Annotated in this window: 11 protein-coding genes; 9 read left to right on the forward strand and 2 right to left on the reverse strand. The window is 45.3% G+C overall.

Annotated features, from left to right (window positions below; genetic code table 11):
- The first annotated feature begins 10 nt into the window (after nt 1-10).
- From tssH to EJ063_RS06355, 7 genes are all read left to right on the forward strand, one after another.
- Nucleotides 11-2611 (forward strand): type VI secretion system ATPase TssH, encoded by a 2601-nt coding sequence (gene tssH / locus EJ063_RS06325; protein ID WP_126573189.1) that lies wholly within the window; start codon nt 11-13, stop codon nt 2609-2611.
- Entirely contained in the window at nt 2608-4203 is a 1596-nt protein-coding gene (locus EJ063_RS06330) for a sigma-54 interaction domain-containing protein (protein ID WP_126573190.1), read from the forward strand. The genes tssH and EJ063_RS06330 overlap by 4 nt, the downstream gene beginning before the upstream one ends.
- Nucleotides 4204-4211: 8 nt before the next feature.
- Nucleotides 4212-4826, forward strand: a complete 615-nt coding sequence (gene vasI, locus EJ063_RS06335) for a type VI secretion system-associated protein VasI (protein ID WP_158675991.1) — start codon at nt 4212-4214, stop codon at nt 4824-4826.
- 2 nt (nt 4827-4828) lie between these two features.
- Entirely contained in the window at nt 4829-6235 is a 1407-nt protein-coding gene (gene tssA, locus EJ063_RS06340) for a type VI secretion system protein TssA (RefSeq protein WP_126573192.1), read from the forward strand.
- Between the two features lie 15 nt (nt 6236-6250).
- Nucleotides 6251-9793 (forward strand): type VI secretion system membrane subunit TssM, encoded by a 3543-nt coding sequence (gene tssM, locus EJ063_RS06345; RefSeq protein ID WP_126573193.1) that lies wholly within the window; start codon nt 6251-6253, stop codon nt 9791-9793.
- Nucleotides 9794-9844: 51 nt separating this feature from the next.
- On the forward strand, nt 9845-10942 hold the full coding sequence (locus EJ063_RS06350; protein ID WP_126573194.1) for a type VI secretion system ImpA family N-terminal domain-containing protein: 1098 nt from the start codon (nt 9845-9847) through the stop codon (nt 10940-10942).
- Between the two features lie 93 nt (nt 10943-11035).
- Complete coding sequence (locus EJ063_RS06355; protein ID WP_126573195.1) at nt 11036-11473, forward strand: YcgN family cysteine cluster protein; 438 nt, start codon at nt 11036-11038, stop codon at nt 11471-11473.
- Nucleotides 11474-11590: 117 nt separating this feature from the next.
- On the opposite strand, the gene miaE is transcribed toward EJ063_RS06355, so the two are convergent.
- Complete coding sequence (miaE, locus tag EJ063_RS06360) at nt 11591-12361, reverse strand: tRNA isopentenyl-2-thiomethyl-A-37 hydroxylase MiaE (protein ID WP_126573196.1); 771 nt, start codon at nt 12359-12361, stop codon at nt 11591-11593.
- Between the two features lie 77 nt (nt 12362-12438).
- A complete protein-coding gene (locus tag EJ063_RS06365; protein ID WP_126573197.1) occupies nt 12439-13203 on the reverse strand; it encodes a DNA repair protein in 765 nt (254 codons plus the stop codon).
- A 297-nt stretch (nt 13204-13500) separates the two neighbouring features.
- On the opposite strand from EJ063_RS06365, the gene cysB reads away from it, so the two are divergent.
- Together cysB and EJ063_RS06375 are read left to right on the forward strand one after the other, a co-directional pair.
- Entirely contained in the window at nt 13501-14475 is a 975-nt protein-coding gene (gene cysB / locus EJ063_RS06370; protein WP_126573198.1) for an HTH-type transcriptional regulator CysB, read from the forward strand.
- A gap of 55 nt (nt 14476-14530) precedes the next feature.
- Nucleotides 14531-15724, forward strand: coding sequence for a methyltransferase (locus tag EJ063_RS06375; protein WP_126573199.1), 1194 nt, complete (start codon nt 14531-14533; stop codon nt 15722-15724).
- Nucleotides 15725-15936: the final 212 nt, after the last annotated feature.

Consider the following 15936-nt stretch of genomic DNA (forward strand, 5'->3'; position numbering starts at 1 on the left):
GGGAATTGCTGTGATACGAATTGAATTATCCTCTCTCATTAAAACATTGAACGAACAATGTAAGCTTGCATTAGAGCAAGCTGGTGCATTGTGCATGGAACGCGAGCACAGTGAAATTACCTTTGAACATTATTTAGATGCACTTTTAAACAACCCACTTTCCGATATTCGAGTTTTGCTCAAGCAGTCAGACATTGCGCTTGATGATGTTCATCAGGCGCTCGCTTACCGCTTTGAGCGTGACCACTCGATGGATAGCTATCCGGCTTTCTCCCCGTTATTGGTTGAACTGCTCCAAGAAGCTTGGTTGCTGTCAACGACTGAGCTTGCACAGACGGAGTTACGTTCAGGTGCGATCTTCCTTGCGGCGCTCTCTCGCTCCGAACGTTATATGAATCCGATGTTAGCTCGTTTATTTAGTGCGATTAACCGGGAAACGTTGAATAAGGAATTTAATTCCATTTTTCTTGATTCGGCTGAAACTCTCAGACCTCGAAATCAAGCCGCACCTGCCTCTGATATCAGTACCCAACCGATGTCTCTTCTTGAAAAGTACGGCACCAATGTGACCGAACAAGCGAGACAAGGCGTGCTTGATCCCGTGTTATGCCGTGAATCTGAAATTAACTTGATGATTGATATCCTTTGTCGCCGAAGAAAGAACAATCCAATTGTAGTGGGGGATGCAGGCGTTGGTAAAAGCGCCGTTGTCGAGGGGTTAGCGTTACGCATTGCTTCTGGCAAAGTGCCCAATCAATTGACAGACATCGAACTTTACTCACTCGATCTTGGCTTATTACAAGCCGGAGCTTCGGTGAAAGGTGAATTTGAAAAGCGGTTGAAAGGTGTAATCGATGCAATAAAAAGCGCACCCAAACGTACTATCTTGTTTATTGATGAAGCTCATACCCTTATTGGCGCGGGCAACCAAGAAGGCGGAGGCGATGCAGCGAACTTACTTAAACCAGCGTTAGCAAGAGGAGAGCTCAGTGCCGTAGCCGCGACAACGTGGAAAGAATACAAAAAATATTTCGAGAAGGATCCTGCGCTTACCCGTCGATTCCAACTCGTTAAGCTGGATGAGCCAACGGTAGAGCAAACCGTCGACATTTTACGCGGCCTCAACTCTGTGTATGAAAGCACACATAATGTCCTGATTACTGATGGTGCACTGAAAGCTGCAGCGGAACTCTCGAATCGTTATCTCTCTGGACGGCAGCTGCCTGACAAAGCCATCGATGTATTAGACACCGCTTGTGCTCGTATTGCGATTAACTTAACCACGCCCCCAAAGCGATTAGCTTTCATTGAAACGGCCGCTCACCAACGTCAACTTGAGATCAGTATGTTAGAGCGCGCCGCTTTACTTGGGCAAGAGAAGAACAGTGAGCGGTTAGATACCCTGAGAACGGAAGAGTTAGCTGATGAGCAAGAACGCGATCAGCTGACTGAGCGATGGCAAAAACAAAAGCGACTCATCGAAGACATTATTGCTTTGCGAGCTGAGGTGAACCGTCAAGATGAGAAGAGCGATGAGAGTAAATCTGAATTGCTTGGTGAAATTTGTATTAAGTATCAAGAGCTTGAGCGTATTCCTCAGGATGAACGACTTATTCACCCACAAGTTGATGAAGCACAAATTGTTGAAGTAATCGCTGATTGGACGGGTGTGCCAATTGATCAGATGAACAGTGATGAATTGCATCGTATTACGCATTTAACCGCGACGCTTAGAAGCACCATCAAAGGCCAAGATACGGCGATAGAGCGCGTTCATAAACACTTGCTAACGGCTCGTGCTGACTTGCGTAGACCCGGAAGACCAAAAGGGGCATTTCTTTTCGTTGGACCAAGTGGAGTCGGTAAAACTGAAACCGTGATTCAGCTAACGGACCATTTGTTCGGAGGCAAGCAGTTCCTCACCACCATCAATATGTCGGAATACCAAGAGAAGCATACGGTTTCACGCCTTATCGGCTCGCCACCTGGTTATGTAGGCTATGGAGAGGGCGGGGTGCTAACCGAAGCGATTCGTAAAATGCCTTATTCCGTCGTTCTGCTTGATGAAGTCGAAAAAGCACACCCAGACGTCTTGAACTTGTTCTATCAAGCGTTTGATAAAGGTGAACTTGCTGATGGTGAGGGGCGCCTGATTGACTGTCAGAATATCGTGTTCTTCTTAACGTCTAACCTCGGCTTTCAGACCATTGTCGATCATTGCGACAACCTCAAACTGCTTGATGAAGCGCTCTACCCTGAATTGTCCACGTTCTTTAAACCTGCTCTGCTAGCAAGAATGGAAGTGATTCCCTATATGCCTCTTGCGCCGCACGTGTTAGAGGAAATAGTGCGAGGGAAGTTAACTCGCCTAGAAGTACTGTTTAAAAAGCGCTACCGGGCAAAAGTGGTGATTGACTCCTCCTTGGTGGAGGAAATTCTCGCGAGAGCGACCCGCGCTGAAAACGGCGCACGTATGCTTGAAGCGATCATTGAGGGGCAATTGTTACCGCCTATCTCACTCTCGTTACTGAACAAGCTTTCTCGTCAAGAGCCCGTCGAGCGAATCTCTCTATCGGCAAAAGAGGGTGAATTTATCGGTGAGGTGGAATGATGAACTCTGGATGGTTAGAAAGTGTCACTGATTTGATTGGTATTAAAACCAAGTCCGAATTGGTGAACAAATTTGCCGAGATGGTCTCTTCGCAGCTTCGATTATCTGAATGCTTAGTATTAACGCCCAATTCTGATGGAAGAAGACTGATCCCACATAGACAAGGAGATGTTTGCTCTTGGGCGGTGAATGATTTGAATCATCCTTTTTCCCATGTCCTTCAAAATGCCCGAGCGATGTCGCTGTCTGCAGATGAATTGCTGTATTGGCAGTCTGACCGCCATTTCGCCAATCTCGTTGCGCATGTGGGCTTGTTTGATCATGTCTGTATCGAACCATTACCTCTGAACTCGCAGAAAATTCAATTTATTTTAATGATGATTGGTGATCAGAAGATCATTCAACGTGCTATTGAGAGTCGTGAAGTCAGTCAGTTTTTCGATGTTTTTGCCAAGCAGTGGAATTTGTTAGACGAAATGGAGCAAGAGCAGCGAGACATCAAAGTGCTTTCTGAATCATTGAGTGACATCCAAAGGCATACTGAGAAAAAAGTGTTAGCGGACGAACTGTCGAGCGTGTTGATAGGCAAAAGCAGAGCAATGAATAGCTTAAGAGAGCAAATTGTCAGCGCTGCAGAGTCTCATTTGTCGGTTATGGTTCAGGGAGAGACAGGGACAGGTAAAGAACTTGTCGCTCAAGCGATTCACCAGCTTTCCGATCGTAGTGATAAACCTATGGTTGCAATCAACTGTGCGGCAATACCAGAGAACTTACTGGAAAGTGAATTGTTTGGTTACAGTAAAGGGGCGTTCTCCGGCGCGGACGCTGACCGACAAGGGCTTATCGCACAAGCTGATGGTGGGACGCTTTTTCTCGATGAAATTGGCGATATGCCTCTGACGTTGCAAGCGAAATTACTGCGAGTGCTAGAAACCAAACGCTTTAGGCCTATTGGTGGCAAAGAAGAACACAGTTCAGACTTTCGACTGGTATCGGCGACTCATGTCAATTTGCTTGCTCAAGTGAGAGACAAGCAGTTTCGACAAGATCTCTATTATCGATTATTCCAATACCCACTCACTTTGCCGAGTTTGTCTGCTCGCTTAGAAGATATCGAGCTGCTAAGCGAACATTTTGTGAAGGCGTTTAATCAGCGTCATGGTACGGATATTCGAGGGTTACATTACCGCGCATTGGAATGCATTAAGCAGTATTCATTTCCTGGAAATGTTCGAGAGCTTAAGCACTTAATTGAGTTTGGTTGTGCACAGTGTCGCCATGAGCTGGAAGTGTCAGAAGGAAGTTTAGCAAATCGTATTTCTTGTTTGACCTTTGAGTTAGAAAGCATTGTTCAACCACAAGAGCGAGACATCGCTCAGTTTAGAGCGCATGGTAATCCTTACCAAAACTATCAGAGCGAGTTTTCATCGATCACCGATTTAAAGCAGGCAGTGAGTGAGTATGAAGAACAAATCATTCGCGACCGGTTGATGCAGTTTGCGGGGAATCGAGGTAAAGCGGCTGAGAGTTTGGGGCTGCCTAAGCGCACGCTAGCTTACAAGTGCCTCAAGCTGGAGATCAAACCGATATGAGAGTGGTCTTGCCTATCGCATTTACAACCTTGTTTCTAGTCGCCTCACCTCTTAATGCGGAACAGAATGGGGCCAATAAGTTAGGGCTCGTTCATCAGTGCCAAGTCATGACAGCTCGGTTAGAAAGATTAGATTGCTTTGACACGCTTTTTCCTCCGCAGTTACCTCCTCGTGTTAAGCGCAGCGAAGTAGAGTATCCATGGCAATGGGAAATGGCCTTTGAGGGGCGCGCTTCCACGTCTGACGCAGAGTCATCTTTGGAAGAGAAAGACAAATGGGTAACCTTAGTGGCCGCATCGGAGTCAGAAGACGTGGCTCCTGTATTAATTATGAGCTGTATTAACAACATTAGCCGAGTGGAGCTTACGTTTCCTCAAGCAGTGCAAGATGGCAGGATTACAGTGTCGGTTGCTGGTGGGCCGCAGCAATCTTGGCGCAGTGATGACACCGGCTTGCTCTTTTCGTCCGCACAAGGTTTACCCGCTATTTCAATGATGAAGGCGATGGCGAAACAGTCACGTTTGGTATTGCGTTCTAACTCGACAGCAGCAGATAGCCTTAGGTTTGATGGTTCTACGCTGAACGAAGACCTCGTGCCATTACGAGAAGAGTGCGGGTGGTGAGTATGGAATTGACACAATACCGTTCTAGTGTAGTGAAACCCATTGAAGGTGACTCGCCAGTTGGGGTCAGGTTGATTGATGATGCGCTCTATGAGTATGTCGAAGAGCAAATGATGAAAGTTGGCTCTCTTGCGCATGGCTCAGTTCAATGGCAACAAGTTGAGCACAGTGCAATTACTCTGCTTAGTGAGAAGAGTAAAGACATTAAGTTGCTCGTGTACTTACTCCAGTGCTTACATCATGACATAAATCCGACTCGCTTGATTGTTTCATTTGGTGTGATGCGCGATTTTATTGAGCACTACTGGGAAGACAGTTTTCCAGCTCAAGGCGACCGAGGGAAACTCCCTCGCCGGAAATTTTTCAGTCAGATATGTCAGCGATTTTCGACGGCGGTAAAGAAGTTCGATTTTGCTTGTTTGAATACGTCATTGGTGGATGAGCTAAAAGAGGCCGTCAGTGAATGGCAGCAAACATTAACAGCAAAGCAACTGTCATCCGATCTTTCAGAGTCGATAGTCATAACAATCAATAGTGAGTTAATCAAACGGGCAGAACGATTGGCCTCGGTGCCAGTAAGCTCGACTCCACCAACCATACCATCAGCTTCGATAGCGTCAGAGCCTCCAACCTTTACCGTTGACAATTCCAGTGATAAAGCCACGAAAGAGACGTTACTCAAAGTGGCGAGTTTTCTCTCAGAGCAAGAAATGGGCTCCGTGCTCGCCATTCGAGTGCGTCGATATGCGATGTGGAGCTCGATAGACTCTCTGCCCGATCATAATGCCCAAGGCCATTCGGTGTTGAGATCGATGCAAAGTGACAGGGTGAAAGAGTATCGCGAGCAAATGGACAGCCCAAACTTGGCGCTGTGGAGAAAGGTGGAACAAAGCTTAACAGTCGCACCATTTTGGTTTGAAGGTCAGATGCTGAGCGCTCAGATTGCAGAGGCATTGGAGCGCACAGATTGGAGCAATGCGATTAAAGAAGAAACTCAGACCTTTCTGGAGCGTTTTCCTTATCTTGTAGAAATGGCCTTTAAAGGGGGGAAGCCCTTCGTTCCAAATGAAGTGAGAAATTGGATCTATGAGTCTAAAACAGAGTGCTCTCCGTATGGTCAGAGCAATGGAGCTTGGCAGGAATTACGTCAAGAAGCCTTCGATTTAGCAAAGGAAGGTGGAATCTCTGTTGCGATGTCGATGGTCAATGATGGGCTGGTCGTTGCTAGTGAGCCTAGAGATCGTTTTTATTGGCGATTGATAGGCGCTGATCTCTTAAAACATCATCAACTCGATGGAATCGCGTTATCGCAGTACCAAACATTAGAGCAAGAAATCTTACAAACGAGTGTCGTTCAGTGGGAACCCTCGTTAGTGCAACAACTACAACAAAACACAGCGTCAGAATAACTTAGGGGTAGATCGATGTGGAAACGTATTCTAGGGATGGCAACCAAATTTAAGCTAGGTTTTGCAGTAATAATGCCACTGTTACTGGTGACTCTTTTTATCTTACTCAATGTCGCAATATGGTGGGCTGGCCCTTGGCTAGATGTGGGAGAAAGTCAGCCATTGTCATCAGTAGGTGCTCGCGCGATCTCTTCACTTGTTCTTACCCTTGGGTCATTGTCGATCTGGGGATTGTTTCAATGGAGAAAGTTACAAGCGGTTAACGAGCAGCAACATCGAGAAGAACAGTTAAAAGTCGATCCTATTTTGGTTTATGAAAAGCGACAGGAAGTCGAACTAAATGGTGTGATGGCTGAAATGAAACAAAGCCTGAACACTCGTAATTACTTATATTCGCTGCCGTGGTATTTAGTTCTTGGGTTAGAAAACGCAGGGAAAACCAGCCTAATAAACCGTTCAGGTCAGAATTTTGCGTTGTCTTCTGTGATGAGAGCGTCAGGCAAAAAAAGTGAGAACCCATACTCATTTGACTGGTGGGTGGGCGATCAATCGGTACTGATCGACCCAGATGGAGAATTACTCACACAAGGTAACCGCTCGGAAGAAAATGATGGAGAGCTAGAGCGACGTCTATGGCTCCATTTTGTTGAGTGGCTTGAAAAAACACGCAGCCGTCGTCCACTTAACGGCATTGTGTTGGCGATAGATATCGCGCACCTATCAACGGCGACGGCTACGGAGCGTAAAGCCTATGCAAATCTCCTTCGCGCTCGTATTCGAGAGCTGATGGAAACCTTAGCAACGCGCTTACCTGTTTATATCACGCTAACGAAATTGGATTTATTGTCGGGCTTTGAACCCTTCTTTAAACATTACTCAAAAGAGCAGCGTGATGATGTGTTGGGTTTCACTTTCTCATTGGAATCTGTCGATAACTTAGACCAATGGCTCGAAGAGTTCTCAGCTGAATATTCAGGGTTTGTGTCACGTATCCACGACCATTACCCACATGCGGTTGTCGAGCGTTTGACTCATGAAGAGCGTGCGGCGATCTACAGCTTTACTCGTCAAATGTCGGGTTTGCAAAGCATCTTGAAAACGTTTCTAGCGGATGCCTTATCCAGTGATCAGTTCTCAACATCAGCCTTAGTCAGGGGGACCTATTTTACTTCTGTCTATCAACAAGGTGTGCCAACCAATGCGTTTAGCGATTCTGCTGCTCGCCGTTATGGTTTGACACATGCTGTGAATACCGCGCAAAACGCGAAAAACTCAACGATCTATTTCACCCAACGTCTCTTTAATAACATTATTTACCCAGAGGCAGGGCTGGCGACTGATAACTTTCGCGTTGCTAAGCATAAGCGCCGTTTGATTGCTCTTTCACTCTCCTCATGCTTTGTGGCTAGCGCGCTACTTGTCGGCACTTGGCATCGATATTACTTGGGCAATTTAGAACAATCGGATGCCGTTCTGGCAAAGGTGAACGATTATAAAGAGCAGTTTCCAACCTCGTTATCGAGTGCATCAAAAGAAGAGATCCTTGAACCATTGAATAAGATTCGCCAAGCGACCTTAGAGTTTGGTTTCTTTCGAGAAAAACCACGTTATGTGTCCGATTTTGGCTTATACCAAGGTCATGTCATTGGCCCAAGGGTAGAGGATACCTACCTTAACTTGCTAGAAAATCGCTTTTTGCCTTTGTTAATGGCGGATGTGGTTGTTGATTTAAAGCAAGCTCAAACAGATGAAGAGAAGCTAGCTGCGCTTCGAGTCTACAAAATGCTGGTGGATAAGAGTGGTCGCTACAAAGATTATGTGCTCGATTATTTCGCCAAGTATTGGCAGCAGGCGTTTTCCGGTCAAAAAAGCGTGCAAGGGGAGCTACTTGATCATCTAGATTATGCCATGCGCCATACAGATTTAGCTGGAAAAGTAGCGATGGGGGAGCCCGATGCTGAAGCCGTAGTTCGCCCTTATGAACAGGTTATTGCTCAAGCGCAGTTTGAACTCAGCACTATCCCGAATGATCAGCGAGTGTATCGAAACCTTAAATTGAATGCTCAAACCGTGTTAGGACCTTCGATTAGTCTGCGTAGTCTGATTGGGCCTGTGTTTGATGTGGTTTTCGAAGAGCGAGTGAGTAATCAAAGCTATTATATTCCTCAAATACTGACTAAATCAGGGTTTGAGAATTACTTCATGCCGCGCACTGAGCAAGTCTCTGAACTGGCTTTGATTGACAGTTGGGTGCTTGGTCAAGCAAAAACAGCGCAATTTAGTGAAGCGGACAAACAGGTATTACGTGAAAAAATCCGCAACCTGTATGTCGCCGACTACGTGACGACTTGGCGTGCCGCCTTGAACGATATCGACATAAAACATTTTACAGACATCAATGATGCCGTGGTGGTTCTAGAAAACTTAACCGGCAACGTTGAACCGTTACAGCGACTACTGAGAACGCTTGAGAGTAACACTCTGATGATTAAAGGTTTTGATGTCAGCGGTGAAGCTGAAGCAGAGCTTATAAAGAGTGCTAAGTATCAAGTCGCGTCTAATATCCAATCTCCATTTTCAGAGCTCAATCTGATGTTAACATCAGTGGGAGAACAACCTGCGTATGTCAATGAAGTCCTGATTTCGATCGATGAACTGAAGACCTATTTGAAATCCATACAAGAATCGCCTGATGTGGGGATGGCGGCACTTTCGGCAACAAAAGAACGAGTGATGCTGACCAGTTCAGACCCTATATATACGTTAAACCGCATCGCATCAGGGCTTCCCAAACCATTGGATACCATGGTGGCAAAGCTTGCTAATGAAAGTTGGTATGTCGTTAAGCAAGAAGCGATCAAACATCTAGAAGTGCGTTGGTATGAAGATGTTTATAAGCCATACAGCATGAAAATAGCTGGCCGTTATCCGTTTAATCAAGCGTCTACTAAAGATATCGCACTGCAGGATTTTGAAGCGTTCTTTGCGCCTGGCGGCACACTGGATAGGTTCTATTCAAATCAGTTAAAAGTCTTTATTGATGAAAACATCGCGGTGGATGACATGAATACTCAACAATCACTCATTCGGCCTGAAGTGATATCACAAATTTCTCAGGCTGAACGAATTAGGCAGGCGTTCTTCAATCGTAAAGGCATATTGGACGTAAATTTCTCCGTAGAACCAATACAGTTAAGTGGTAATAAACGCCGTAGTGTTCTGAATGTAGACGGCCAGTATTTGACGTATAGCCACGGCCCTAGAGCAGGTGTTGAGCTGATTTGGCCAAATACACTGAGAGATTCAGCCGTCTCAAAAGTGACGTTAGTGCCCACTCAATCTAATCTTTCACCGAGAAGCGTCAGTCTGCAGGGGCCTTGGGCGTTCTTCCGTCTACTTGAAAAAGGCAATGTGGTTTCTGCGAGCCAGACATCGGTTGACTACCGATTTAACGTTGACGGTGGGGACATGATCTATCGCATTAATGCAGAGTCCGATTCGAACCCATTTACAGAGCGGTTATTCAAATCGTTCAAACTGTCTAAGACTTTATATTAACGAATTTAGGAGCGATAGGTTCGCTCCTTTCTTTACTAGGACGAAGTATCTATGTCCAATTCAGTGCTGCTTGAACGTCAAATTTATACCATTACCAATGATTCAAAAATAATAAGAAATCATCCAAGTTACCAAAAAGTGCGAGATGAAATTAATGGTCGCAATAACCCACTCACGGGAGGGACGAGTTGGAATGTTGTTTTAAAACAGTGTGAACAGCTCGCTTCAGGGCCAGGTCTTGATCTAATGATGAGCGGATACCTAACGCTCGCTAAGCTTAAAGTAGAAGGTATCTCCGGTTATGCGGATGGTTTGGAGCTGCTGATGCGCTGCTTAACCATCATGCCATCTCCAGATGTCAAAAGCGCTAAAATGAGAAAAGAGCTTTTAGATTGGGTTAACCACCAATCGTTGTCGGAATTGAAAAGTATGAGGCCGACCTACGAACAGTTAAAAGACTTATACCGAAGTGAGCAGTTATGCGGGCGCATTTATCGGTGGCTAGAGATAGAACAGCCTCAATATCTGGTTGACTATGAGACGATTGGGTTCATTTTATTTGAGCATGTTGATCGGATAGAAACCCAGTTTCATACGGCCCTTAAACAGAATAAAGCAGCACAACATGTTGATGAACAACGTGAAAAGCAACGTTTTAAAAAAGGACTCACCTTTGGTGCTTTGCTCACGCTCTTGGTGGTTGGAGCTGCTAGTTTTGGCTTTGTTTACTTTACGTCTCCTCACTATCTGTCTGTCGTTGACATTAATAGGCAGCAGGGCGATGACAGTAGGGCAGAAACGCAAGATGAAGAACTCATTCAACAAGAACAACTGGCCTTAGCACAAACTGACAAACTCGTTGAACGCTTTTTAGCGGCCAGAACGAAGATGGCTAATCTCTCTTTATTGTCTGAACAGGGGCGCTGGGCAGAGATCTCTAAAGAGTCTAAAGCGATTGAAAACTATGCCAATAGTTTATCCCCTATCTATGGAAGATTGACTTACGTCGAGTCTCTGATCGAGACTGAACAGTGGTCAATGGCTCATGCAGAGTTGGATATATTAGTAGATCGACTAGACAGCTTGGGGTGGGCAGTGGCCTCATTGAAAGAACAGATTGAGCAAGAGAGCAGCAAATTGATCGAGTGAGTAGGGTGGAATCACTTGCACTTTGCAGCAAGGATCTATATAAATTCGGCTTTCTTTAATCCATGACGTATTGGAAAACTGAGGTTGAACAACATGACCCAATTTTGGCAGCAAAAACCATTGGAAGAGATGACAGAGAAAGAGTGGGAGTCTCTATGTGATGGTTGTGGTAAGTGCTGTTTACATAAACTCATGGATGAGGACACAGACGAAATTTACTACACCAATGTAGCGTGTAGCTTACTCAACAGTAAAACGTGTTCGTGCAAAGATTACCCTAATCGCTTCAATTATGATGAAGAGTGTACCAAGCTAACGCGTGATGATATTGAAGACTTTACTTGGTTGCCACATACCTGCGCTTATCGCCTATTGGCAGAAGGCCAACCACTTCCTGAGTGGCATCCACTGATAACAGGATCCAAATCGGCTATGCATGCAGCTGGTGAAAGTGTCAGAAACAAAGTGGTGTACGAAATTGATGTCGTCAATTGGGAAGACCACATTTTGAATCACCCAGACCGCGCCTAGTGGTTGGTGAGGCTCATCAATACAACGATAAAGGCTCTGAGTGTTTGCTCAGAGCCTTTTTCTTTTAGTCTACGGTGTCACGATAGCGCGCGTCTAGCATAGAGCTTCCTTGAACCTTTATGCCGGTACACCACTGTGGAATTTAAAATCGGTATCTGGTGAAGAGATGAGTTCAGCTTCTAAGCGGCCAAAGTCGTCAATGCGTTCACTGATATCTGAGCCCGCGATCTCTTCTGCTAATGTTAGGTAATCTTGATAGTGCCTTGCTTCAGAGCGAAGTAGAGAAATATAAAATTTGGCGATCTCTTCATCCATATGCGGGGCAAGTTTGGCGAAGCGTTCACATGAACGCGCTTCAATGTACGCCCCAATGATCAACTTATCGATCAGCGTTTGAGGCTCATGCGTTGCCATGCTGCCAATGAGGCCCTTTGCGTAGCGGCTTGCTTGTACTGGTTCATAAGCAATGCCTCGGCTCTCCATGATCTCTAACACTTGATAGAAATGGTGCAGTTCTTCTTTGATGAGTAACACCATCTTATCAATCAGATCTTGGCTGTAAGGGGAGTCGGATTTTGCCATGATGGCCTTAGAGATGTTGCTCTTACCTTTGAGAGTTTCCAGGCTTCCAGTTTTTCGATAAGCAAAGTCTTCATATGGCTTGAACCAGTCGAGTAGGCTATATGCACTGGATTGGTCTACCGCATATTTGCGAATTAGGTACATGGCTGATTGACCAGCTTTCAGCTCACATAGCAGGTGGTCAATGAGTACCACTTTGAGGTTTTCTGGTTTGCGCGCTTCCTCAACCCATGCATCAGGCGTTGAGCATTGTAGGAAGCCGTTGATTGGCTCTAATAGGGATTGGTATTGGTCTAATTCGATCATCGGGCGGTAAACTTTGCAAAAATAAATAGAAAAGGCCGCAATAGCGACCTTTTTGAAAACAAGCGTGTGTGATTATATCACCACTTTTTCTTTTCTCCGAAGAGCGCGTCCATATCGTCCTTGCGTTCGTTCTCTTCGATTTGGTGTAGCTCTTCTGCATTTTTGGTTTGGCGTTTTGACTCTAAGTCATCGTACATACCTTGCAGCTTTTCACGAGCTTGATTTGAGTAGGCATCGTTCTTGGTACTCAAGGCATCTAAGCCTTTTTTCAATAGCTGGATCGCTGTACCAGGTTGACCACGAACAATGGCATCGTTAGAGCGTTTGATAACGTTCTCGATGTTGATGCGAATTTGGATGGTCTCTAAGCGAGCGTTTTCGGCAACATACGCTTGTGTTTCTAAACGACCTTTATTGTGCTCACTTCGAACGGTATCACGGAGACGTTTCACTAGCTTAAGCATCATGATGGCTTGCTTGTCACTGCTTGGTACTTTAAAAGCCGTACTTTCGCTGCCGTTGTGATTGTCTTCTAGCTGCTTGATTTGGTCCTTAACATGCTGAACGCGTTGTTCAAGGTGTCGGTTTTTCGGATCCAATTCATACATGCTTTGAACCGCATCTAAGATACGAGTATTCAGACACACCAATAGCTCTTTGCTGTAAGGCATGTGGTGAGCGTGACCGATTAACTCTTCTGTTGCATCAATAATTTGCAGGTAGCGAGAGCTTTCCTGTTTACGAGCAGTCTCCGCTTTAACCTTATACTGAAGCATAATGTTATAGCCAAGAACCAGCACCAATAAGATGGCAACTAAAGCTATGATTAACCCTATATTCATAAATTCCGTATCTTATGTATTTTTAATGGCTAGCCGTTAAGCATACACGATCCTGCCATGCGACTGTAACTGTTTCGCATTATTGCTCAACTTAGTAATTTTATTAACGAAAAAACACTTTGCAAAGCTGATTCTGAGTATTTGGTTGCAAAATAGACGTTCTAGGCAAAAAACCACTCTGTTTTCTTGAGCCTACTAGGAAATGGACTATCAATTTCATACGTAAGGCGTTATAACTAAATATTATAAACTATGTTTGCTCGCAGTGCGGCGTCGATAAAGGATTACGGGGTCAAAATGAAATTACAACAATTGAAGTATATTGTTGAGGTGGTTAACCACAATTTGAATGTGTCCGCGACAGCGGAAAGCCTATACACCTCACAGCCAGGGATCAGTAAGCAAGTACGCTTACTTGAAGATGAACTTGGCATTCAAATCTTCGAACGCAGTGGTAAGCACCTTACTCAGGTCACCGGTGCTGGTGAAGACATCATTCGAATCTCCCAAGAAATTCTTGCTCGTGTCGAGAGTATTAAAGCGGTTGCTGGTGAACACACTCACCCAGAGATGGGGACATTAAACATCTCAACAACCCATACTCAAGCGCGCTACGCACTGCCGGATGTGATTAAAGGCTTTACTGCGCGTTACCCGAAAGTGTCACTGCACATGCACCAAGGGACCCCGTCTCAGATGTCAGAAGCGATTGCGAAAGGGACTGCCAATTTTGCGATTGCGACTGAAGCGCTTCACTTATACCAAGATGCGATCATGCTGCCTTGTTATCACTGGAATCGTTCGATTGTTGTGCCGAAAAATCACCCTCTTGCGCAAAAAGAGAAAGTGACGATTCAAGATCTGGCTTCCTTCCCATTGGTGACCTATGTCTTTGGCTTCACAGGGCGCTCAGAACTTGATACTGCGTTCAATAAGTATGGACTAACACCTAGAGTGGTCTTTACCGCAACAGATGCTGATGTGATCAAAACCTATGTAAGAATGGGAATTGGTGTTGGTGTGATTGCTAGCATGGCGATTGACCAAGAGCAAGATACCGATCTGGTTGCGATTGATGCGAGTCATATCTTTGGTGCTAGTACTACAAGCATCGGCTTTAGACGCGGTACATTCTTACGTTCATATATGTTTGATTTTATGGAGCGTTTTGCACCGCACCTAACGCGTCCAGTGGTGGAGCAAGCGCTCTCACTTAAATCTAACGCTGAAATTGATGAGATGTTTAAAGATATCGACCTACCTGTTCGTTAATCTTCTACCATCTTGGCGGACTTCCCTCTAAACTACGTCTTCTCAGGGGGAAGTCATGCTCAACACATTCCAATCAATCGACCAGTTTCTACTCGAACACCAAACGTTTTGGCGCTTCGAGCCGTTTTTCTCTAGTGCTCGACGTGTCTTACCATGGAAATCGGCACAGCCCGAACTCACACATTGGTTGAATACGCTATCCCCGCAAGAGATCGAACATTTTAAACAGAGCAATGATGAGCTTGTCGACGCTCTGAGTCAGTATCTGCCTTCTTTAAAACAGCTTTTAACTTGGACCAACCTTCAACAAGTTCAGATTCATGGCCTTGAGCTAGCCCGTGGCGTAGACAGTGGTGTGCCTGGTCGTAAACTTGAACAGATCGTTTCAATGGGCGAGGCAGCATTGACTAAGCATGCCGGTAGTGAATGGTTAGAATGGTGCTCTGGGAAAGGCTTTTTAGGGCGGATCTTGGCAAGTCAGAGCGGTGAAAAAGTCACGAGCTTTGAGTTTCAGTCTGCACTTTGCCAATCAGGCCAGCATGAAGCCGACAGACAAGGGCTGGATATGCATTTTGTGCAGGGAGATGCATTGAGTGCAGAATCGATAACTGCTCTGAACCCGAATCAACATGCTGTTGCTTTGCATGCCTGTGGCGATCTTCACGTATCATTAATTCAAAAAGGCGTGGAGCAGCGGTTACCTGCGCTGACACTCTCACCATGCTGTTATCATTTGATCCAAGGTGAAGAATATCAGCCACTGTCTATTGCCGCTCAGCAGTCGACATTACAGTTAAGCAAAAGCGAACTGAGGATCCCGTTGCAGGAAACGGTGACGGGAGGTGAGCGCGTTAAACGTCATCGTTTGGAAGAGATGACTTACCGACTCGGCTTTGATCTGCTGTTAAACGAAGCTCTAGGTTTTGAGCAGTATCAGCCGGTGCCAAGTGTGAAGAAATCTCAGCTGTCAGACGGTTTTGAAGCCTTTTGCCGATGGGCCAGTGACAAGAAAGGGATTGAATTACCTTCTATCGACTTCGAATATTACGAGAGGCTAGGGCATGAGCGTTATTGGCAAATGGAGCGAATGAGCCTTGTTCAACAGCCGTTCCGCCGTTTGTTGGAATTGTGGCTTGTGTATGACAAAGCATTGTACTTACAGCAGAGTGGTTACCAGGTGATGGTCTCTGAATTTTGCTCACGTGAAACCACGCCACGTAATTTGTTGATTCATGCGAGTAAGTTGTAAAAGTAACCTAGCTCTCCTTTTGTTGCTTAAATGTTAAAACTGGCTTTTCTTTTATTCTCCTAGCTGCTAATAATGAATGTGCACATTATTTGTGCAACTTAAAATTAAAACAGCCTTACCAACACAACATCATTATTGCTTAAACCGCTCCGTTTTATGCATTCCTAAGCGCGAATCTACTTTGACACTAGATAGGGCGACGGGCAGGTCGA

The organism is Vibrio aquaticus (assembly GCF_003970385.1).
GTDB classification, from domain to species: Bacteria; Pseudomonadota; Gammaproteobacteria; order Enterobacterales; family Vibrionaceae; genus Vibrio; species Vibrio aquaticus.